This is a genomic window from Legionella antarctica, from assembly GCF_011764505.1.
Taxonomy (GTDB): Bacteria; Pseudomonadota; Gammaproteobacteria; order Legionellales; family Legionellaceae; genus Legionella; species Legionella antarctica.
In genome coordinates, this window is sequence record NZ_AP022839.1 from 1,341,947 (window position 1) to 1,362,603 (window position 20,657).

Below are 20,657 nucleotides of genomic sequence, written 5' to 3' on the forward strand. Positions count from 1 at the left end.
TATGACCTAGATCCTTGAAAAACATAAAATTTCTCAAAATTAAAACGGAATGTTATAGTGTTGTTTTTATTATAAGCGAATATACTTATGTGGGCAGTATTTCGAATTTCATTAGTTCTTTTTATGCTTGGTTCCAGTTTATGGGCAAGTAGCTTATCACCACGCTGGTACATTCAGGAAGCTGATAAAAAGATTGTCATTAATGTAGAGTTGTTTCTTTCATCCACGTGCACTCATTGTCACAAAGCAGATGCTTTTTTTCAAAAAATAGAAAGTAGTTCACCTTGGTTGCATGTAACCCGATACACTATTGATAAAGACAAAAGTGATTTAAAACGGTTTAATCAATTATTAGAAGATCAGCAAATGAGCGATTTCGCAGTCCCTTCTATATTTTTTTGTAATTCCAGATGGGTAGGTTTTGGTACCGATGAAACAACTGGAAAAGATCTTCTTCACGCCCTTAATTACTGCAAGGAACAAATTGAAAAAAAAGGGAAGCTCACTTCAGCTAATGTTAATGTGCTCCGGCGTTGGGCTAATGCTAATTTGTTTGATGCGGGAATGACAGAAAATCCTACGGCAGTTAAATATATTACGGTTATTGCTTTAATGGATGCCTATAATCCTTGCGCCTTGTTTTGTCTCGGCGGTTTTTTTGCTCTTCTTTTTATGCAAGACAGTCGTAAAAGACAGATACTCTCTGGTTGCTTATTTATTTTAGCTTTAGGTGTTGTGCATTTTATCCAGCAGGTTTACACCAGTACTTTTTTTGAATCACTTCCTTGGTTAAGATGGCCTGCAGCCTTGGTTGGTTTATTTACCTTTTATATGGCAGGGCAATATTACAGACACCGATCTACAAGTAATCTCTTTTTCTTATTAGCGTTATTATTAGGCTTGATGTTACAGATTTATCAACAGACCTGTTTAATGAACTGGTCTTATATTTTTCAGCAGTGGTTATATAATCAACATTTATCGAACAAGAATATTGTATTATACCAATTGGCTTATCAAATTATGTATCTTGTTCCTTTAATATTTACCCTTATTTTATATGTGATTTTGATTAAGATTAAATACCTGGAAAAATTGAAGCAGCGATTAAATACTATTGGTCTATTATACATCATGGCTGTTGGTTTGTTTTTAATAATTTATCCTTGGGCTTTATCCAATCTGCTGCTGTCTTTATTCGTAATACTATGCGTGCTTATTGCTGGGTTGTTTTTAAGTAAATTTAACAGTTCTTCGCATACCTGGAAGAGCTGAGTAAAAAATATTTTTTTATGATTAATTTACAAAATAACCTTGATGGTAGAGTATAATAATTACTATAGAGAGAAGGCTTTATATGGATTCCGAGTCAGAATATAAAAATTTATTTCCCATTTCCTTAGAAGTAGAAAAAGGAAAAAAATATATTTGGTGTGGATGTGGGGAAAGCCAAACACCACCACTTTGCGATAAAAGAGATTGTGGTGATAAATCAGTTACCTATCTAGCAGAGCTTACAGAAGAACTCTGTTTTTGTAATTGTAAGTGCACCAAAAAGCCGCCATTATGTGATGGATCACATGCCAGGCTTTTACTTGAAGTCATAAAAAAGAGACAACTTTAGTAAACTGTAAAAGGACTTCTTAAATGATAGATCACGAATTAAAGAAAAAGATTGTTAATACAATTAGTACCTATGAGCTTAAATGCGACAAAATGCAACTGCAAATTAATGCGTTTAAAAATATTATCAATCAGTTAATTATCACTTCTGCAGGTCTGAATTATGAAATGGATGATCATCTTACTCAGCTTCGAAATCAGCTGGATGCTGAGTTTGATTATGACGCCTTAGAGAAAAAAGTAAGTTCTTTAGCCAAGATTCCCGAAAAAGTACAAAAGAAACAAACAGAAAATGCACGAATCCTTACAAACCTGATGAAACAGAGTACTGAATCTATTGGTCGATTGGCTAAAAGATCACATGATAAAAGAGCAGTTAGTAAATTGCAGAGAATGTTGGATGAGGAAATTGAAAGCCAGGTAATTCTTGTTCATTTTAATGAAGTGCTTACTCAATGTGTCTCTTCGGTTATAAGGGACCTGGAAGAAATTCCCCAAATATCAAAGCAGAATGGTTCTCAAGAGAAAGCCACCGAAATTAGCCCCAAAGTTAATGAAAGTTTACAACAACTTATAAATCATTTATCTATTCCTAAAGATTTGGATGCAAAAAGAGAGGATATTAAAATAAGTTTGGAAGAGCAGTTAAATGGAGAGAAGCTTAGTAAAATTATCGATGGATTAACCGAGTTAGTCGTTGATGCATTCAATGTTGAACAGGATCGTTTCAAGGGGTTTCTACAACAGTTAACGAATCAACTGCATGATTTTGATATTTACCTGAAAAATACAGCAGGTATCCATAATCAGGCTTCGAATGAGAGTCGTCAATTGGAGCATGGAATACAAGATCATATTGAGCAAATTAAAAATCATTTCGATAACTCCTGTACTATTGAGGAACTGTCTGTAAAGGTTCACAAAAATCTTAAAATGATATTGGGTAGAATAAAAAACTATCGCGATAGTGAAAAAAATAGAGAAATAGAATATCAAAAACAAGTAGTAGAATTGCAGGAAAAATTGTACGAATCAGAGCAAAATGCGGAAGAGATTAAGAGTATTCTTTCTTTTCAAAAATATAGAATTAATCACGATAGCCTGACTGGGTTACCAAACCGGGAATGTTATGAAGAACATGTGATCGACTCAATCCAGCGTTGGAAACAAAAATCTAAAGTACTATCACTTGCAATAGGTGATATAGACCATTTTAAGTACATCAATGATAACTTTGGTCATTTAGCCGGAGATAAAGTGCTTAAAAAAGTTGCTACGATTTTTAAGTCATCAATTCGCGATGCAGATTTTATTGCGCGAATCGGGGGGGAGGAATTTGTATTCATTTTCGAGAATACCTCCAGCAAGTCAGCTCAACGCATTTTGGAAAAATTACGTAAGCTAATTGAAGATTGCCAGTTTTTTTATCGTAATCAGAAAGTGGATGTTACCGTCTCGTTTGGCTTAACTACCATTATTGCGAACGATGACATGGAGGCGTTATTTATGCGTGCAGACAATGCAATGTATAAAGCAAAAAATGCAGGACGAAACCGCGTTGAAACTCTATAAAGCTTGGCGGATCGCTATAGATTTATGAACGAGTTTCGATGTCTTTTTTTCTCTGAGAAAATTCGACTTGATCTTGTAGCTATGATTTGGGATCATCATTACTCTTTGTTTTTCAGGTGACACCATGAGTAAACTGATAGATATTCCCATTGTTGTAGAAAGTGGCCAGAAATATAAAACCTCATATGGCGTAACGGCAATTAAAGATGGAGTAAAGTCTACAGGCCATGCTCATGAGCGCTTACCTAAACCAAAATGGTTACGAATTGTCAATCATACTACTCCTGCATATAACCAAGTGAAAGAACAAGTCCAAAAGCATCGACTAGCAACTGTATGTGAAGAAGCGAAATGTCCTAATATTGCCGAATGTTGGTCTCACGGTACTGCCACTATTATGCTCATGGGGGCGGTTTGTACTCGTGCTTGCCGTTTCTGCGCAGTAGATACAGGAAATCCCCAAGGTTGGCTTGATGCTCAAGAACCAGAAAATACAGCTAATACTGTTGCCTTAATGAACCTTGATTATGTTGTTTTGACTTCAGTAAATAGAGATGATTTACCTGATGGGGGAGCAAGCCATTATGCTCAAGCGATCAAAGCCATTAAAAGCCGTTCACCAAAAACTAAAGTTGAGGCTTTAACGCCAGACTTTCAAGGGGTAGAGAGGGATGTTGCTTTGCTGTTGGATAGTGGGGTAGATGTATTTGCACAAAATGTAGAGACAGTAGAGCGTTTGACTCATCCAGTAAGAGATAATAGAGCTGGATACCAGCAAACCTTGGATGTCCTGGCTTTTGCCAAACGATATAGACCTGAAGTTTTAACAAAGACCAGTTTAATGTTGGGATTGGGGGAAACAGATGAAGAAATCATCCAAACTATGGATGATTTACGCGCTCATAATGTGGATATTTTAACTCTGGGCCAATACTTACAACCCACTAAAAATCATCTACCTATTGCTCGTTATGTAACTCCAGAGACCTTTGCTGAGTTGAGACAAATCGGTTTGGAAAAAGGATTCTTCGAGGTCGCTTCGGGTCCGCTTGTTCGGTCAAGTTATCGAGCGGACAGAGTATTTAAGCGTGATAATCTGGGTTTGGATATACCCAAGTAGTATTCTCTTTCATTTTGATAAGATAGTGCTTACTAAAAGCATCCCGCTTTTTGACTTTCAGCCTGGTAAGTTATGTCAGGAGCAGACAGGTGTAGATCTCTTCTCCCATCCCAAGTGCCCTTGAGACTAAGCTTTTTTGCTTACCTCTTAAAGATACAAACCCGTATTAGCGCAGTGTAATACGGGAAAAATGTTCATATTAAAAACTAAAACATTTTTTGAAGCCATATCAATTACGCTAACTAATAGAGCGCTATCACAAAAAACTGATTATCTCCAGGCCTAATAGCTAACCCTAAGTCTCTAAGTCCTATTCTCTAAGTCCCTCGGCTTATCCGAGGGAGCCAGTAATCACACAGCCCTACCAGATCTATGGAGCACTTGGACAAGTCACGGGACGTAGGTAAATACCCCAGGGCAGTGCCATTAACCATGCTCAACCCTATTAATCTGCATTTGCTTTGTGACAAGTAGTGTGGCTAAAGTTCGAAAAGATGAAGCATAAAAATTCAAAAAGCTCAGTTTTTGTCTGCCAATGTTCTATTTACGACCCTCATGTGTTATAATTGCGCAAATAATTGTTTGTATAACGAAACACTAAAAATATACCTTTATACCGAGAACTCAATGAATTTTAAAGATTGGTGCCTGCAAGAATTTGGAATTTTAGATTTTACGGAAGGAAAAATTCCAAATAATTTATTTTTTCCTGCTCAATCTGGTATGTGCCTGAGTTACAGTGGAATTGCTCAAATAGACGGAAGTATTATTAACTCCACCTTCCAGCAAGGCATGGTAATTTCTTATAATGTTTATCACCAATTAAAGCAAAAAATGTATGAGTTTTTTCGTGAGCGTCATGGAGAGGATCGGAATGATTTTAAACACTGGTCAAATGGTTTTTTTACCCACTTAGGACTAAACTCAATACAAAAAAAAGAATACAAAGATCCTTCACCGATTCATCTCACTTTTAGAAGTCTGGAAGAGCAGAATAATTTTTTAAACAAATTTCAATGGTACAATCCCATAGACAGTTTTAATGTTTTATCTCAAAAATCTTCGCTGCAATTACCAGCTCATCTTATATCATATTTAATGCAATTGTATTATCAAAGTCCCTATGCAGAAATTAATAATCCTCAGTTGACCCCACTAATGGTAAGTCAAATAAGAAATTTGCAGGCTCTCCTTGAAATAATAGAAAAAAATAACTTGCGAGCACGACTGGATTGTGCGAATTTGTTATCCAAAGATCTCTCTAATTCGAGCAGTAACGGATCTGTTTTATATGATGATCATGCACAAAGTGCTTATGCAATCTCTTTAAGGGTCTATGCTGAATTAAACCGGGATAATTTATCGGAGTCCGAATATCGAAGTGTTAACTTCGTTGCTTCAATCCTCGCCGTATATGATGAACAGGGTAATATAAAACAATGTTTAAAAACTGATTCAAAATTTGTAAGATTCATTATTGATGTATATGATTCAAGCAGAGTGAATCATGTTAATAGTCACACACTAATGGATTTACCTCAGCAGCAACGGGAATATATTTTATCATTAATTAATCAAAATATTATCAATATGCTCTTGGGAAACTCTAGACATTATTATCCTGTATTGCGTTTTCTTCCAGACTCACAAATGCATTCTGAGACTGATGAGATGATTTTCCAAGGTGGAGGCGCGGCATATCATTCAGCAATTTTCAGGATTATTAAGGTAGGTATTTTGCGAAATGGTGAAAAAACAGGTCCTTATGATAAACCTCTTTTTTATGAGTATTATAAAGTAGAAGATAATTTAGGGGATGAGTGTCACGAGGTTGATTCAGTTAATGAGACCTGCACGGGGACTTATATTACCAAATTATCTCCTTTTATAATGAAGTCTGGGCAACTGGTGCCGATTGATATTAATCCATACCTGTATCCACACGACTATCAGCAGGCTATGGTACTTACTCTAAGTATAGTGGACCCCAAAAATGAGACAGTGGTGTAAAATAGAAACCATTGTTAAACGGGGTACCAAGTGGCTAAAAAAAAATTTACATCTGACTTCAAAGCAAAGGTAGCAATTGAGGCATTAAAAAGTCACAAGACGACCAATGAATTGGCATCTGAATTTGAGGTGCATGCAACACAAATCAATCTGTGGAAAAAACAATTACTGGATGGAAGCAAGCAATTGTTTAGCGGCAAGCATGACAAAGACATGGACTCCATCATACAAGAACGAGATCGATTATACACGCAAATAGGCCAGCTAGCGGTTGAGTTAGACTGGCTTAAAAAAAAGACCGGTCATCTAAGTTGAGCGTGCGGGAGAAGCGAGCCATGATTGATGTCAATCACCCTACACTCAGCATCGTACGCCAATGTGCATTGGTTAATTTGTCACGCGCTAGCTACTATCGCACTGCTGGCGAAGGAATATGTACCGAGAGCCCAGAGAATCTGGCTTTGATGGTCTTGATTGATGAGGAATACATGCGCCATCCTTTCTATGGAAGCAGAAAGATGCGTTCTTATTTACGTCGCCTTGGCCATGACGTTAACCGTAAGAGAGTGCAGCGTTTGATGCGGATCATGGGTCTGGTTTCAGTGGCACCAAAGCCGAATACGAGTAAAAAGAACAAGGAACAAAAGGTTTATCCCTACTTGCTACGTGGTTTAGTGATTGATCGACCCAATCAGGTTTGGTGCACCGATATTACCTACGTTAGGATGCAAGGAGGCTTTGTATATTTGGTGGCAATAATGGACTGGTATAGCCGCAAGGTGCTCTCTTGGAAGGTATCAAACAGCATGGATGATGACTTTTGTGTAAGCGCGTTGGAGAGCGCCATCAGGCTCCACGGCAGGCCTGATATTTTTAATACGGATCAAGGCTCCCAGTTTACCAGTAAGGCGTTTACCGATGTTTTAAAAGACCATGACATCAAAATTAGCATGGACGGGAAAGGTCGATGGATGGATAATGTGTTCATTGAACGGCTATGGCGTTCAGTCAAATATGAAGATATTTACATAAAAGAATACGGAACAGTTTTAGCACTACGAAATGGTTTAAGGGTGTATTTCAAGTTTTATAACGACGAAAGACCTCATCAATCATTTGGAATATACACGCCGTCAGAGGTTTATGCTGGCCTATATGAGGCTGCAGCGTAATGGAATGCCTGTGGATATGTGGACGCGTCCTGCGGATCAGCCATCGCCCTTCGGGACATGTGGACAAGCCATGGATAACAAAAAGACGTTATCCACCGCTTGACCACACTCGATGGCTTCGCGCCCACATACCCACAGGCTCAATAACAGGTGTTTCATTAACTGCTATTGTGGTTGACTCGTGTGCTACGCACCCTCGTCAACGAAAGAAAGTAGAATTAAAGTTATATCTTAAATTAAACGGATCGCTGTCTTGACAATGGGGTCCACTGTAAAGTGATTTAATTAATGTAGAGCGCCAAGTACTCTTCTATCCAAATGCATCCGTTTTAAAAAGAAATTCCACGAGTCCAAATCATGAAGAAAAAGAATGGCTTAGACTGAATGAGTTACGAAAAATTTTAAGGGGTCAACCTTATCCACTCCCATTAATTTATTATACGAAAGATCCATTGGATCCTTCAAAATGTTATCAACGCTCAGTTTTTAATCAGAGAAACTTTGTTCAAGAGGGGGGAAGTTGTCCTATTTTTTCTCTTAAAAGTTTAGTCACCAGTATTATTGGTATGGAACTTGCTACACTGCATAATAATTTTATGCAGCTGAATAATGGAGAATTACATATATTCAGGATAATAGAAAAAATAAAACAATTGCAGTTTCAGATAGCTCAATCTTTACCACCTCGTCCAACTCAAACTCCATTTAAAAGTCAAATAGCATTTTTTGGAGGAAACCTGCGCGGGATTGACATGTTGAGAAATACTTCTTTGCAAGGGACTCAGGGGATAAGCTCAATAACCGTAGCAACTGATCCCCTTGATGCTGCTAAGCGGATTTTTAAATTCCGATGTTCCGATCTCCAAATGTGTCGTTTTGTAGCGAATTCAATTACGTCAACTACCCACTATCCTGGGGTATTAATGAAGGGTAAAGAGTTAATTTTAGACGAGAAGCAGGTTAATTTATTGTGCACTAAGCTAAATATCGCATATGAGGTTTTCTTAAACTCATTACCCGTTGAAAAAGAAAATAACATATTCACTTTATCCATGTAACTTATGCTAATTCAATGCCCTTTCTTTTCATTATTCTTTGTAAAAGAAAGGCCAGATAATACATGAGAATACCGATGACCAAAGCACTAACCCCCCATAATTAAATAATCTACGTACCCTGATTATCAATTAAATCAGATTATCATTTCTTGGCAAGGACTACATCAATGATGTGAGTGTCATGATAAGGGAACGTAAAAATTTTACTGAAAAGACGTTTGAGTCTTTGAATTAAAAAGTATTTAGGAAGCATTCGTATGGAGAGACTGTTGAGGAACCAGGTTCCCTCAATCCCAAATAATGCCAGCTCATCAATGTTATTCAAGGTAATGGGAATTTCTAAACGATGATGATCGATTACTTCAAAATGATGTTGCTTAAAAGCCAATATTAATTCATCACGATTTGCGGCAACTGTTGTATTTTTAACTATAGATTTATAATAGTGTCCGACCACACTACTTAATATTGAATCCTGGGCAACAAACTCGGCTAGTTGTTGCTGGGCAACGGGAAATGAATCATATGTTGTGGTAATCATTGAAAAATGACCGTTAGCCCGAGTGAGTATCTTAGCCTCATCAAATAAAGAATTAATAGGGATATATGCATTGATAAAATGAGCAAGAACCAAATCCTGGCTATGAGGAGGTAAGAAACGGCCTGCATCTGTAGCGCTGCCTTCTATAGTTTTCAAAGGAAGTGCCTCACGTGCACGCTTTAACATTTCAGATGAAACATCAATGCCAGTAAAATCTGCTTTTGGCATTACCTGATGAAGTTTTTGCAAAAAGGCACCATCGCCAACCCCAAGATCAAGAACTTTATAATGTGGCTTGGTACCCAAATAAAATTTCTTCATCTGCTCGATAGCAACAAAATGACTCTCACTAATCGCACCAAAGCGATTCGCGCTAGCATAATTCTCAGCGATTTGGTTATACATGGCCTTCAAGGACATGCAAAAATTCCTGTTTTGTTCAATTTTTCAAGTATATCTCTAAATGGGGGCGATTTGCGACTGGTGTTTGAGGAAAAATTTTAAAAAGGTTTTTAAAATAATTACCAGATTTAACTTCCAACCCGACTGGTTTTATCAAGTTCGATTTTATTGTATACTTTCTGTTAATACAGTTAAGGAAAAAATTAGTATTAATTCAAAAATCGATTCTATTTTTTTAAGAACCCTTTCTTCCTATATTGCTATACTGACCGTTATTAATTGAAATTTAAATGCAGAGGTTCCTTCATGAGTTGCTTTATTATCGCAGAAGCAGGGGTAAATCATAATGGTGATATTCAATTAGCTAAAGAACTGGTTTATGCTGCTAAAGAAACTGGAGCAGATGCTGTTAAATTTCAAACCTTTACAGCTGATAATTTGGTTAATAAAACTGCTGAAAAAGCACAATATCAGAAAAATAATACATCTAAGGCTACAACCCAGTATGAAATGCTCAAGGCATTAGAAATATCAAATGAAACACACTATTTGCTAAGTGACCTTGCTCTATCTTTGGGTATCGAATTTATGTCTACTGGTTTTGACGAAGGAACCATCGATTTTTTAGTTACTTTAGGTATCAAGCGTCTTAAAGTTCCCTCTGGAGAAATCACTAATCTCCCATACCTGAAACATATTGCTAAAAAGGGTTTGCCTATTATTCTGTCCACTGGAATGTGTGACCTCACTGAGGTAAGGCAAGCTATCGATGTAATTTCGCCCTTTTATGGGAGTACTTTAAAGGACAATCTGATTTTATTACATTGCACTTCCAATTACCCTGCAGCGTATAAAGATGTTAATTTAAGAGCGATGCAAACTCTTGCTGATGAATTCAACTTGCCTGTCGGTTATTCAGATCATACTTTAGGAATTTTAATACCTACTTTGGCTGTAGGCTTAGGTGCTTGTGTGATAGAAAAACATTTCACCCTGGATAAGGCTTTGCCGGGTCCAGATCATGCTGCTTCGATGACACCTGAAGAAATGAAACAACTGGTGCAAGCAATACGAGATAGCGAGTGTGCATTGGGTAATGGTGAGAAAAAACCTTCTGATAGTGAGCTCCCTGTCAGAGATCTGGTCAGAAGAAGCGTAACATTAAAGCGCGACCTTTCTCAGGGAGCACAAATTGCCTTGGATGATTTGGTTTTGTTAAGACCTGGAAGTGGAATTAGCCCTGCACAATTACATAAAGTAATTGGAGCAAAGTTAAATTTGCATCTACCCGCTGGCAGTACTTTATTATGGGAACACGTTGAAAAACAATGTTAAGAAAAATAATTTATATTACAGGTACAAGAGCCGATTATGGACTCATGCGTGAAGTACTCAGAAGGCTGGAGGCCGCTGACGATATTGAGTTGTCAATTTGTGTTACCGGAATGCATCTCTCCAGTCTTTATGGTAATACTATAAAAGAAATTGAAGCGGATAATTTTAGAATCTGCGGCATTATTCCAGTTGATGCAGAAAATGCAACTCATGCTGCTATGGCTAGATCAATAGGTCATGAAATTATAGGCATGATAGAGGTGTTTGAGCGTGAAAGACCCGATCTGGTTTTATTATTAGGAGATAGGGGAGAAATGTTAGCGGCTGCAATTTCTGCTGTTCATCTAAATATTCCTATAGTACATGTGCATGGTGGAGAGCGATCAGGGACAGTTGATGAAATGATTAGACACTCCATTTCCAAGCTATCTCATTATCACTTTGTTGCAACGGAAAGCTCTAAAGAACGATTAATCAGAATGGGCGAAGTCCAAGCACATGTAATAGTTGTTGGTGCTCCTGGACTTGATGAAATTCATGGTTTTCCTCGAACAAATCGGGAATTATTTTATCAGCGTTTCAGGATTTCTTGTGATAAAAAAACAGTGTTATTGATATATCATCCCGTGGTGCAGGAATATAATGAGATTAAGTCTCAATTTCAGAATGTAATTAATGCGGCTTTGGCTCATAATCTACAGATTGTTTGTTTAGAGCCCAATTCAGATGCTGGTGGTCAATTGATTCGAACAGCATTGCAAGAATATGTTAATCATCAAGACGTACGAATCATTAAGCATCTGCAACGAGCAGAATTTATCAATTGTTTAGCCAACTCAGATCTAATGTTGGGAAATTCCAGCAGTGGAATTATAGAAGCTGCTTCATTTAATCTGGTCGCAGTAAATGTTGGAACGAGACAAAATCTAAGAGAATGTGGTGATAATATCATTCATGTTGAAAATTCTTTTGATTCTGTGTTTATTGGTATAAAAGAAGCATTAACAAGAGAAAAACAGAATTATAAAAATATATATGGGGATGGTCATACCAGCGAGAGATGTTATCAGTTGTTAAAAACCATCAATTTAGACTCTCAAATTTTAAATAAATGTAATGCATACTAATCAATTGAAAATAGTAGGATGTGGCGGACACAGTAAAGTAGTGATTGATGCTCTTTCATTGTGTAAACATTCATTTCAAATTTCTCTATGTGACAGCAATAAAGATTTATTGGGAAAAGAACTAAGTGGGTTATTAATAGATTCTACAATGGAGTCATTGGCTGATTTTGATGGTTTTATTCATGTTGCTATTGGGAATAATCAAGTAAGAAAGTCGATTTATAAATTAATTAATTTAAAGACTGGATTATTTACGGTTATTCATCCTGCGGCTGTAATTTCTAAATTGGCACGAATTGAAAACGGCTCATTTATAGCCGCTCGAGCGATTCTTGGTCCCGAAAGTTATATAGGCGAAGGTTGCATTGTTAATCATGGGGCTGTAGTGGACCATGAGGTTAAAATTGGATCTTACTCTCATATTGCACCCAATAGTACTTTAGGTGGCAATGTTACAGTAGGAGAAGGAGTATTAGTCGGTTCTGGAGCAGTAATATTACCCGGTATTACTATTGGCGATGGAGCAATTATTGCTGCTGGGGCTGTAGTAATTCAAAATGTAAAAGAAAATACCCTGGTTAAGGGTGTCCCTGCGGTATAAAAGGAATAACATGCTAGCCATAAAAGAGTTATATGTATACAAGACTTTTAGTTTAAAAGATGTTTTAAGTAAACTGGACAAAACTGGTCAAGGAGTTTTGTTTTTGGTGGATGCTAATGAGCGCCTGATAAGGACTATCACTGACGGTGATATTAGACGCCTCTTATTAAAAAGCTATTCTCTTGACTCGGATCTTAGTGATATACCGGCTCATACCTCCAAGACATTACCTGTATCGGCTACCATACAGGATGCTTATCATTTAATGCAGGAGTATGAATTGGATCATATTCCTTTAATAGATGAACTCGGTAGACCCATTCGTTTGATTCATAGAAGGGAGTTATCATCCAATATAGTCCTCTCTTCACCGCATATTGGAGAGCATGAACAACAATATGTACAAGAAGCCTTTGCCACCAATTGGGTTGCTCCTTTAGGCCCCAATGTTGACTCTTTTGAAAAAGAAGTTGCCAATTATATTAATATTAAATCAGCAGTAGCCTTAAGTTCCGGAACAGCTGCATTACATTTAGCTTTGGTGTTATTAGATGTTAAAGCAGGGGATGTTGTTTTTGCTTCCAGCTTCACCTTTGTTGCAACAGTAAATCCCATATTGTATCAAAATGCCACGCCTGTGTTTATTGATTCTGATTTAGAGACCTGGAACATGTCTCCTTTAGCATTGGAGCGTGCTTTAAAAGAAGCTAAAGCAAAGAATGAATTACCAAAAGCCGTCATTATCGTCAATTTATATGGACAAAGTGCAAATTACGAGGCTTTGTGTCAGTTATGTAACGCCTATAATGTACCTATTATTGAAGATGCTGCTGAGTCCTTAGGAGCTACACTAAATAATAAACATAGCGGTACCTTTGGTAAATTAGGTGTTTTTTCTTTTAACGGCAATAAAATCATTACTACTTCTGGTGGCGGGATGTTGGTATCAGAAGACGAAGAATTAATAGAAAGAGCCCGTTTTCTAGCCACACAAGCTCGGGATCCTGCTCCGCATTATGAGCACTCTGTAATTGGATACAACTATCGGATGAGTAATGTACTTGCAGGTATAGGACGAGGACAATTAAAAGTTTTAGAAAAACGTGTTGAATCAAGAAGAGCTGTTTTTGATCAGTATAAAGAAGCGTTCAAGTCAAAGGCTTTTATTGAAATGATGCCAGAAATTGCTAACGGATTTACTACTCATTGGCTGTCAACTATGTTGATTAAACCCGAATGTTCTTCTTTAAGACCAGAAAATATCATCGAACAAATGAAGCCATATAATATTGAAGCACGACGAACATGGAAACCTATGCATCGTCAGCCGTTATTTGCTGGCACTGAATATTATCCCCATACTGAGAATTTTAGTGTTTCAGATTATTTATTCGATCAAGGGATTTGTTTGCCTTCAGGATCTAATTTGAATCAACATGATATTGATAGAGTGATACATTGTTTAAATGACATATTTACTTATCATCAAAATAACTCTGTAACACTTTAGAAGATAGATAAATTTTTTAGCAAGAACATTAGGAGTTTTTGACAATTGTACCACAACCCGTCACTCCTAAGTGCCGGGCAAGCCGTGGGACTTAGGGGTACTGCCATTAAGTTAAGGGTTTTACCTCGATCCGTTCGGGCTGAGGAGAGGCGGTAGCCTCGTCTCGAAGCCTTGGTGCATAGGCTTCGAGACGGCGTAAACGCCTCCTCAGCCGGAACGGATCGAGATAAATTTGAACAAAAAATAACTTAATGGCCGCGGAACGTAGGGTATGAATGAATTGTCAATACACCTATTATCAAAATGATATTAATAAGGAATAACCATGTCTAAAGTGCTAGTAACAGGTGGTACAGGCTTTATAGGGAAAAAATTAATCAGTGCCCTTATTTTGGCTGGACATGATGTACGTTGTGCAGTTTCCAGGAAGGTTGAAGAGCTGAATGTAGAGCAGGTGGTTATTAATAAAATAGAACTACAGGATGATTGGAGTGAAGTACTTCAAGGAATAGATACAGTCATTCATTTGGCAGCAAGAGTTCATATAATGGATAAAAATCCCTCATTAGATGAGTATTACAAAGTAAATACAATACCAACTAAAAACTTGGCGGAGCAAGCGGCTCAGCATCAGGTTAAACGATTTATTTTTTTGAGTACAATAAAAGTAAATGGGGAATTTACATTAAATAATGCTCCATTTACTGAAGAGAGTGACATTCATCCTGAAGATCCATACGCTCATAGCAAGCTTTCTGCCGAAAATCATTTAAATTCTATTCGTCAAAATACATCAATGGAAACAGTTATTTTACGCTTTCCTTTAGTTTATGGCCCTGGAGTGAGAGCAAATTTTTTAAAAATGCTAAAATTGGTCAACAAAGGATGGCCGTTGCCCTTTGGCAGGATTAACAATAAGAGAAGTTTTGTCTATATCGATAATTTGATCTCAGCTATATGCAATGTTTTGACAGCCCCTCAAGCAGCTAATCAGACCTACCTGGTTGCTGATGACGAATCATGGTCTCTACCGGCTTTAATGGGACATCTTGCAAAAGAAATGGATGTTAAGGTCCGTTTATTGCCAGTTCCTGCAAGTTTGTTAGCATTCGCATTTAGAGTGTTTGGCTTAAAAGATCTTAATTCGAGATTATTTGGCTCCTTGGAAGTTAGCAATAGTAAGATTAAATCTCAATTAGGTTGGGTTCCTCCAGTCAGCTCTCAAGACGGGCTAGGCAAAACAGCAAAGTGGTTTAAATCAGAATACAGCTCTTCATAGAGTATTTTTCTTATTATGGTACAACAAAAAATATTAATGTTTCATTAATTTGCTAAATTGATAGCCAGCTGAATAAATAATGAAATGTTACGGTGTATCCATAGGGGCGCGCAAAGATAAATGTGGGTGGTTTTAGCTGTTTCTCTTCACTAGATTTTAATACCCCTTGATATGGGTCCGCATGTCTGGAACAAAATTAAGGAAAAATAAGAGCTATTCATCCATCATTTATAGTTAAAAATTCACTCAAATTAACCTATTTAAACCTACTCAATACCGTATGAATAGTGATTGCTACTACGAATTGTCTTAGGTCATTTTACCACAACTCTATCAGAATGACTTATCCACAAGTCCACAGGTCAGGAGAGCTTCACTTTCTCGTATAGGCCTGTGGGCCTTGTGGGTAAGTCATGACGCTCTCATTTAGGGTTTATGGTCTTTTCCGGCCATAATACACCTCTGCGGGCGTTAAATAATTAAAGGACTGGTGAAGCCTTCGGTTATTATAATACTCAAAATACTCCGTTAAGGCCAGCTCAACCTCTTCAATTGTATCAAAATCATACCGGTAGATTTTTTCTTGCTTAACACTACGCCACAATCGCTCGATAAATATATTATCTAAATAACGTCCTCGCCCATCCATGCTGATAGAAATGTGGTGAGATTTTAGCGTATTTATCCAATCTTTTGAGGTAAATTGAGAACCCTGATCCGTGTTAAAGATCTCACAACGCGAATGCAGCAAAGCGTTTCTAAGCGCCTCAATACAAAATTCAGCCTCCATAGTAGGTGAAATAGCCCATCCAATCACATAACGACTATACCAGTCCATAATAGCTACTAAATACACATGCTTTCCTTTCATGCGGATGTAGGTGATATCTGCGGCCCAAACCTGATTTGGTTTGGTGATATCCACCTCTTTTAATAAATAAGGGAACACCTCATGCTCCTTATTGGGAACGCTTGTATTTGGCTTTGGGTAAACAGTCGATAACCCCATCATTTCCATCAACTTTTTTACTCGACGTTTACCAACAGGATAGCCTACTTCTTTTGACAGCCATCTTGCCCGCTTAATTTTACCTTCACATGGATACTGCAGATAGTGCTCATCAAGTAGCGCCATAAGCGCTTCATCTTCGACAGAAATGGGCTTGGCACTATAATAATAACTTGAAACAGGCAAGTCTAATAGCAAGCATTGTTCACGAATGGTGAGCTCGGCAAGAGGATCAATCATGACGCGCTTTTCATCCAGACTAAAGTTCATGCTTTTTTTTTAGCCAAGATAGCTGCGCTTGAAGTCGACCAATTTCTTGATATAATGCCTCAACAAGCTGCTCTTGGGACTTGGCTTCTTTTTCATTAGCCCCAGAGAATAAATCGTTAATGGCTTTGATGGCCGATTGCTTCCAAGTTTTTACCTGCGTTGCGTGAACACCGTATTCACTGGTAATTTGCGCTTGTGTGAGTTTCCCCTCAATCGCAGCTAGCGTTATTTTTGCCTTCTTGGCCGCCGTATAATAAGCTCGCTTTTTAGACATTTTATTCTCCTCTTTGTATTAAGAAGAATAGCTCTTAAAAAACCTTTTTTTGTGTCCAGAAAACCGCGCCTATATTACCTGGGTTTCTAGGGGTATTAAAATCCCATGTATATTTAACTTTGACTGGATACCTTTTCTGCTTCAAAATCAGGTGAATTTAATGTCATTGATAATTTTAGTTCTTTACGTACCTGGAAAATTGTTTGTAGTATGCTGATAGTTAAGGCTAATATAAGTCCTAAGAAAAATCCTAGCATGATGACCAGTTTTTTAGAGATCATGATTGATCCAACTGTAGATAAATTTTTAATCTCATAACTACTAACATTGGGGAGCTTAAAAGATAAGGATTCTAATAATTGCAGTTGCAGTTTTAATTCCACCAGATAATTATTACCTGATTTATGGTTTAAATCAAGAGCGTCAATATTATATTGATGTTTATATAACTCATTTTCTAAATGTAAAAGATATTGTTGGTTTTCTTTATTATTTTTTTTTGTTTTAAGTATGGCTATTTGATTTTTTAATCTATCAATGAAGAAAGTCTGTTGATTTTTTAATGTATCAATTATAACGCTAATCTTCTCTTTTATTTTTTTTATTTTAATATTAACTGCATCATGTTGTTTTTTAATGAACTCACTGAGTGTTTTTTTATTAGTAAAGGAAATATAAGCTTTGTTTAAATCGGCATTTGCATCTAATTGGGGTGAAATAATAGTTAACTCAGCCTCAACAGGATCATTATGATTAATGATTACTTTAGACTTAAGGCTATTATTGATATCAGACGAAATTTGAAAAGTGTTATCAATTTCACTACTTTGTTTTAAGAATGAGTTAAAGTTTTGTATATCAGATAATTTTTTTAAAAAAAGAGTAAATAAGTCGGCCTGCGTAATATCACTACGGGTATTAAGGAATATATCCTTATATGCTTCAATTTTTGGTTCAACTAAAAGTGTTGTTATTTTATAGTGAGGTTTTAGAAAAAAGGTACAACCAATCGCTAGTATAGTGCAAATAGCCGTAATATATATGATGAACCAGCCTTTTGTATATACTAAATTCATTAGATTTATACTTTCATAATTTTCTAATTTGTTATGTACCAAGATATTTGAGGCGTCCATTACTTTTACTTTTGAGGGTCCAGCTTCATCATACATCATTGATTCCTAAATGATACTAATAAAATATAGGTAATTAAATCTAATAGTATTAATTATTTACTGAATTAGTATATTGATATTCACAATCTAATGTCAATTTAAAAATCTAATTGTCTGACCATACAATCCTGAGAGTATTTAGTCAAGCTTATTGTATTTTCCAATAAATTAAGGATAATTGCGGTTAATTAATTCAGAGATAAAATGGATAAACCTTTGGACCATTAATCTAATTAATGTTTATTAATAAATTATCTTATATTTAGATTTACCAAAAGGAAGAGTAATGCAAATTAACAAGCAACTTGTAGCAACCTATCTGTTTCCCATGGTTAACCGAATGCTATCGCCACTTCGATTAAAGCTCCAACCCAAAAGTAGTCCAAATAGAAGCTTTTCTGAATTCATTTCTCATTTGAAAAGAATTAATTTTCACGTTCAAACCGTGATTGATGTTGGAATTGCTTTCGGTACACCCGCTTTTTATAAATCATTACCCGAGGCTAAATTTTATCTTATAGAACCAGTGCCTCAATGCAAGCCATTACTTGAGAAATTGGAACATACAATTGGTGCAACTTGCTTTAACGTGGCTGCAGGGTCAAAAGATGGTGAAATAAAGTTTTTTGTTCATCCTGATATCTCTGGTTCTTCTTCTTTACGTCAATGGGAAGGAGAGGTGTTTGATGGAGAGTCTGTAACAGTTCCATTAAAAAAATTAGACTCCTTAATTCCGAAATCAATTAATCGCCCCAGCTTACTCAAGATAGATACTCAGGGAAACGAGTTAGATGTTCTAGCTGGTGCTAAAGAATTGCTGGAAGTTGTAGATGTTGTGATAATTGAAACTTCATTTCATGAATTTCGTAAGGGAGCTCCTGAAATTCATGAAATTATTTCTACTATGGCCGATTTAGGTTATCGCTGTTATGAAATTTTAGAAGGACATTACAGAGCAATTGATAATGCATTGGCTCAGGTTGATATTGCATTTGTAAAACAAGACTCAACTCTCCGCTCTTCCAAATGTTTTTTTAGTGAACAGCAATTAAGTAAATACATAGCAAAATCGCGCTAGTGACCTGTTTTAAATTTAATATCGTATTATATCCTTGTACTGTAAGGATATAATTAACTTACTATTTGGAGAATAGTCTGGTGATATCGCTTTCTCAGTCGGCTCTGGTCGGACAGATGTCTGCAATGTGTATGGATAAACCCAGAATAAATGGACCAGTGCATCCTGCGGGTTTAATGGTTGCATTTTGGCTTTTTATTTGTGTAGTTTATTTTTGGGGACCAATCCATCTAACACCGGAAGTTTCTTTCTCAACGTATCTTTTCCTGGCTCTCCATATTGTATTTTATATTTTAGGTTCAACCGTTTTTTTACAAATTAGTTTTTTTAGAAAATCGGCCAGCAAAGCAAGTTATCTTAGTTATCTGCCATTACATCATGTCCATAACCTTATTTTTGTAGTTTTATTTATTGGTGTAGCTGGCGGGGTAATTAGTATTTTTTGTAAATTATCCTCCCTAGAGGTTATAAATTTTTCCTCAATTGCCCAACTTCGAACTCTGCGAGCACAAGTCCTTCTTGATGGGGGCGGTCTACAAAGTGGTTATATGTCAGCTATTGCCTTTTTGACTTATCCTGCGGGCTTTGTCGGTATTGTTGCAACCATCATTTGCTATGAAAAGATACCTTTAATATCCAGAATAATGTCTTTTTTATTTTTAATAATTATAGTTTTTTTAGCACTATGTGCTGGAGGACGAAGCCCCATAATGGTTCTTTTTTTATTCATTGGTACATCATGCTATGTAAGAAAAAAAATAGGTAAAACTTATACTCCTAAGTCAGTTCCTCTTCGATTAACAGTGGTTTCACTAATGATTCTGTTTGTTATTTACAGCAGCTTTATATGGGTAATACGCTCAAAAGAGGCCGGACTGTCTTCTGATGCAATGATAAATCATGCAGAACATGTTTGGGGTGCTCACCCCAAAGATGGTTTACTTGCTATGAGTGAGTTCTTAAATAAGCCTGGATTGACCCAGACCGTATTAAGCAGTACCTTTTATTTCATTCAAAATTTGTCTATATCAGAACGTTTATTATCTTCTACTGAAGATATTCCTGCCATGTATGGGGCTTATCAAATAGACCTTTTTGCTGCCGTTTTACGGGCTATTCCTGGAGGAGGGGAGTTTCTGAAACAGGGTTATGGAAAATTATTGAATGCAAATGTTTATGGATTCTTTACTGGGGCTTGGACAGGTTTGTATATTGATTTAGGGTTTTTTAGTCTTCTGGCTGCACTGATCTGGGGGTATTTCTCAGGAAAATCATGGTTAAACTTTAAAAGAAATCCTACTGTTCTTTCAGGAATCACTTATATATTTTGGATTTACTCTATTTTCATCAGTTTCGTTTCTTCACCCTTTGGTTTCTCTAATTCGCTGATGATTTTCTTATGGTTCATCTTCTTTTCTTTAGCGTGCTTGCTGTTTACGCGGTATAAGGCTATTCATAAGGGAAGTGCTTAGTAGGGTCAACTTAATCCACCCTACTAATT

At 36.7% G+C, this 20,657-nt stretch carries 17 protein-coding genes and 1 pseudogene; 14 read left to right on the forward strand and 4 right to left on the reverse strand.

Annotation, left to right across the window (positions count from 1 at the left end; all coding sequences use genetic code 11):
• Nucleotides 1–87 precede the first annotated feature (87 nt).
• The 7 genes and pseudogenes from HRS36_RS06390 (at nt 88) to HRS36_RS06420 (ending at nt 8,555) form a co-directional block, all read left to right on the forward strand.
• The gene (locus HRS36_RS06390; protein WP_173236647.1) at nt 88–1,275 is read left to right on the forward strand and encodes a hypothetical protein; all 1,188 of its coding nucleotides are present in this window, start codon (nt 88–90) and stop codon (nt 1,273–1,275) included.
• Between the two features lie 82 nt (nt 1,276–1,357).
• Entirely contained in the window at nt 1,358–1,624 is a 267-nt protein-coding gene (locus HRS36_RS06395; RefSeq protein WP_173236648.1) for a CDGSH iron-sulfur domain-containing protein, read from the forward strand.
• Nucleotides 1,625–1,647: 23 nt separating this feature from the next.
• On the forward strand, nt 1,648–3,195 hold the full coding sequence (locus HRS36_RS06400) for a GGDEF domain-containing protein (RefSeq protein WP_173236649.1): 1,548 nt from the start codon (nt 1,648–1,650) through the stop codon (nt 3,193–3,195).
• Between the two features lie 124 nt (nt 3,196–3,319).
• Entirely contained in the window at nt 3,320–4,315 is a 996-nt protein-coding gene (gene lipA, locus HRS36_RS06405) for a lipoyl synthase (protein ID WP_173236650.1), read from the forward strand.
• 627 nt (nt 4,316–4,942) lie between these two features.
• On the forward strand, nt 4,943–6,325 hold the full coding sequence (locus HRS36_RS06410) for a hypothetical protein (protein WP_173236651.1): 1,383 nt from the start codon (nt 4,943–4,945) through the stop codon (nt 6,323–6,325).
• Between the two features lie 30 nt (nt 6,326–6,355).
• Nucleotides 6,356–7,497 (forward strand): annotated as a pseudogene (locus HRS36_RS06415) (IS3 family transposase).
• Between the two features lie 752 nt (nt 7,498–8,249).
• A complete protein-coding gene (locus tag HRS36_RS06420; protein WP_173236652.1) occupies nt 8,250–8,555 on the forward strand; it encodes a hypothetical protein in 306 nt (101 codons plus the stop codon).
• Between the two features lie 142 nt (nt 8,556–8,697).
• On the opposite strand, the gene HRS36_RS06425 is transcribed toward HRS36_RS06420, so the two are convergent.
• Nucleotides 8,698–9,516 carry a class I SAM-dependent methyltransferase gene (locus tag HRS36_RS06425; RefSeq protein ID WP_173236653.1) on the reverse strand — a complete coding sequence of 273 codons (819 nt, stop codon included), beginning with the start codon at nt 9,514–9,516 and terminating at the stop codon, nt 8,698–8,700.
• A gap of 288 nt (nt 9,517–9,804) precedes the next feature.
• On the opposite strand from HRS36_RS06425, the gene neuB reads away from it, so the two are divergent.
• The 5 genes from neuB to HRS36_RS06450 all read left to right on the forward strand — a co-directional run bounded on the left by neuB (nt 9,805) and on the right by HRS36_RS06450 (nt 15,350).
• Nucleotides 9,805–10,833: an N-acetylneuraminate synthase gene (gene neuB, locus HRS36_RS06430; RefSeq protein WP_173236654.1), complete on the forward strand. Its 1,029-nt coding sequence runs from the start codon at nt 9,805–9,807 to the stop codon at nt 10,831–10,833.
• The gene (gene neuC, locus HRS36_RS06435) at nt 10,827–11,960 is read left to right on the forward strand and encodes a UDP-N-acetylglucosamine 2-epimerase (protein ID WP_173236655.1); all 1,134 of its coding nucleotides are present in this window, start codon (nt 10,827–10,829) and stop codon (nt 11,958–11,960) included. The genes neuB and neuC overlap by 7 nt, the downstream gene beginning before the upstream one ends.
• On the forward strand, nt 11,950–12,561 hold the full coding sequence (locus tag HRS36_RS06440; protein WP_173236656.1) for an acetyltransferase: 612 nt from the start codon (nt 11,950–11,952) through the stop codon (nt 12,559–12,561). The genes neuC and HRS36_RS06440 overlap by 11 nt, the downstream gene beginning before the upstream one ends.
• Before the next feature lie 10 nt (nt 12,562–12,571).
• Nucleotides 12,572–14,071 carry an aminotransferase class I/II-fold pyridoxal phosphate-dependent enzyme gene (locus HRS36_RS06445; RefSeq protein ID WP_173236657.1) on the forward strand — a complete coding sequence of 500 codons (1,500 nt, stop codon included), beginning with the start codon at nt 12,572–12,574 and terminating at the stop codon, nt 14,069–14,071.
• A 325-nt stretch (nt 14,072–14,396) separates the two neighbouring features.
• The gene (locus HRS36_RS06450; protein WP_173236658.1) at nt 14,397–15,350 is read left to right on the forward strand and encodes an NAD-dependent epimerase/dehydratase family protein; all 954 of its coding nucleotides are present in this window, start codon (nt 14,397–14,399) and stop codon (nt 15,348–15,350) included.
• 433 nt (nt 15,351–15,783) lie between these two features.
• On the opposite strand, the gene HRS36_RS06455 is transcribed toward HRS36_RS06450, so the two are convergent.
• The 3 genes from HRS36_RS06455 to HRS36_RS06465 all read right to left on the reverse strand — a co-directional run bounded on the left by HRS36_RS06455 (nt 15,784) and on the right by HRS36_RS06465 (nt 18,078).
• A complete protein-coding gene (locus HRS36_RS06455; RefSeq protein WP_173235473.1) occupies nt 15,784–16,629 on the reverse strand; it encodes an IS3 family transposase in 846 nt (281 codons plus the stop codon).
• A complete protein-coding gene (locus tag HRS36_RS06460) occupies nt 16,619–16,903 on the reverse strand; it encodes a transposase (RefSeq protein ID WP_173235475.1) in 285 nt (94 codons plus the stop codon). Before HRS36_RS06460 ends, HRS36_RS06455 begins: the two co-directional genes overlap by 11 nt.
• A gap of 113 nt (nt 16,904–17,016) precedes the next feature.
• The gene (locus tag HRS36_RS06465) at nt 17,017–18,078 is read right to left on the reverse strand and encodes a Wzz/FepE/Etk N-terminal domain-containing protein (protein ID WP_173236659.1); all 1,062 of its coding nucleotides are present in this window, start codon (nt 18,076–18,078) and stop codon (nt 17,017–17,019) included.
• A 286-nt stretch (nt 18,079–18,364) separates the two neighbouring features.
• Here HRS36_RS06465 and HRS36_RS06470 point away from each other — a divergent pair, with 286 nt between their 5' ends.
• Entirely contained in the window at nt 18,365–19,156 is a 792-nt protein-coding gene (locus HRS36_RS06470) for an FkbM family methyltransferase (protein WP_173236660.1), read from the forward strand.
• A 131-nt stretch (nt 19,157–19,287) separates the two neighbouring features.
• Nucleotides 19,288–20,628, forward strand: a complete 1,341-nt coding sequence (locus tag HRS36_RS06475) for an O-antigen polymerase (protein WP_173236661.1) — start codon at nt 19,288–19,290, stop codon at nt 20,626–20,628.
• Nucleotides 20,629–20,657 lie beyond the last annotated feature (29 nt).

What these genes read in the sequence shown, in the direction of transcription:
- HRS36_RS06440 (WP_173236656.1), top strand. Translation starts at nt 11,950, where the DNA reads ATGCATACTAATCAATTGAAAATAGTAGGATGTGGCGGACACAGTAAA.
- HRS36_RS06450 (WP_173236658.1), top strand. Translation starts at nt 14,397, where the DNA reads ATGTCTAAAGTGCTAGTAACAGGTGGTACAGGCTTTATAGGGAAAAAA.
- neuC (WP_173236655.1), top strand. Translation starts at nt 10,827, where the DNA reads ATGTTAAGAAAAATAATTTATATTACAGGTACAAGAGCCGATTATGGA.
- HRS36_RS06465 (WP_173236659.1), bottom strand. Translation starts at nt 18,078, where the DNA reads ATGATGTATGATGAAGCTGGACCCTCAAAAGTAAAAGTAATGGACGCC.
- HRS36_RS06455 (WP_173235473.1), bottom strand. Translation starts at nt 16,629, where the DNA reads ATGAACTTTAGTCTGGATGAAAAGCGCGTCATGATTGATCCTCTTGCC.
- HRS36_RS06390 (WP_173236647.1), top strand. Translation starts at nt 88, where the DNA reads ATGTGGGCAGTATTTCGAATTTCATTAGTTCTTTTTATGCTTGGTTCC.
- HRS36_RS06445 (WP_173236657.1), top strand. Translation starts at nt 12,572, where the DNA reads ATGCTAGCCATAAAAGAGTTATATGTATACAAGACTTTTAGTTTAAAA.
- HRS36_RS06400 (WP_173236649.1), top strand. Translation starts at nt 1,648, where the DNA reads ATGATAGATCACGAATTAAAGAAAAAGATTGTTAATACAATTAGTACC.
- HRS36_RS06470 (WP_173236660.1), top strand. Translation starts at nt 18,365, where the DNA reads ATGCAAATTAACAAGCAACTTGTAGCAACCTATCTGTTTCCCATGGTT.
- HRS36_RS06475 (WP_173236661.1), top strand. Translation starts at nt 19,288, where the DNA reads ATGGATAAACCCAGAATAAATGGACCAGTGCATCCTGCGGGTTTAATG.
- HRS36_RS06410 (WP_173236651.1), top strand. Translation starts at nt 4,943, where the DNA reads ATGAATTTTAAAGATTGGTGCCTGCAAGAATTTGGAATTTTAGATTTT.
- HRS36_RS06460 (WP_173235475.1), bottom strand. Translation starts at nt 16,903, where the DNA reads ATGTCTAAAAAGCGAGCTTATTATACGGCGGCCAAGAAGGCAAAAATA.
- HRS36_RS06420 (WP_173236652.1), top strand. Translation starts at nt 8,250, where the DNA reads ATGTTGAGAAATACTTCTTTGCAAGGGACTCAGGGGATAAGCTCAATA.
- neuB (WP_173236654.1), top strand. Translation starts at nt 9,805, where the DNA reads ATGAGTTGCTTTATTATCGCAGAAGCAGGGGTAAATCATAATGGTGAT.
- HRS36_RS06425 (WP_173236653.1), bottom strand. Translation starts at nt 9,516, where the DNA reads ATGTCCTTGAAGGCCATGTATAACCAAATCGCTGAGAATTATGCTAGC.
- lipA (WP_173236650.1), top strand. Translation starts at nt 3,320, where the DNA reads ATGAGTAAACTGATAGATATTCCCATTGTTGTAGAAAGTGGCCAGAAA.
- HRS36_RS06395 (WP_173236648.1), top strand. Translation starts at nt 1,358, where the DNA reads ATGGATTCCGAGTCAGAATATAAAAATTTATTTCCCATTTCCTTAGAA.